The 661-nt window shown below is 82.3% G+C and carries 1 pseudogene; it reads right to left on the reverse strand.

The annotated features are described in order from the left end of the window. Window positions 1–661: pseudogene (locus F6X68_RS33860) on the reverse strand (hypothetical protein); the annotation flags it as partial.

Here is a 661-nt window from a genome sequence, read left to right on the forward strand (position 1 = left end):
CAGGCGCCGGTGCGGGTGCGCAGCTCCAGGCGGCGCAGCGCGCCGGACCGGTCGATCCAGTAGCGCAGCAGCCCTCGGGACGTGCGCAGCTCGACCACGTCGACGGTCTTCCCGGCGACGGTGTCGCCGCGCACCCGCAGGGGGGCGCCCCGCCCGCCGGGCGACCGGGCGGCCCGCAGCGCCGCGTCGAGCAGCAGGCCCAGGTCGCCCGCGCGCCGCGGGTCGGCCCCCCAGCCCCGGCCGGGCGGCGGCAGCGGCGGCCGGCCGGGCGATTCCACGGTGCCCGGGACCGTCGCGGCCGGCACCTCCGCCCGGCGCACGCCGGCGCCGTCGACGCGCAGCAGCGTCCGGCGCTCGGGCACGCCGAGGTCGGCGACGGTGAGGTACGCGGCCCGCCCGCTCCAGCTCACCCAGCCGGCTCCGCGCAGGTTCGTGGCGGCGGCGACAGGCGCGGTCAGGGTCACGGCGGCGCCGCCACGGGCGCGCAGCCGGGCGGGCAACCGGTCCAGCCGGCCCCGCTCGACGGCGGTGAGGGCGCGGGGCTGCCCGGGACGGCCGCCGAGGGCGTCGACCGGCCGCAGCGTGGGCCGGTCGGTCCGGTTCAGCTGCACGGTCACCGGGCCGACGCCGGCCAGCCCGGTCTCCAGCCGGTGCAGCCGCG

Source organism: Micromonospora sp. AMSO12t (assembly GCF_008806585.1).
In the GTDB taxonomy this organism is placed as follows: domain Bacteria; phylum Actinomycetota; class Actinomycetes; order Mycobacteriales; family Micromonosporaceae; genus Micromonospora; species Micromonospora reichwaldensis.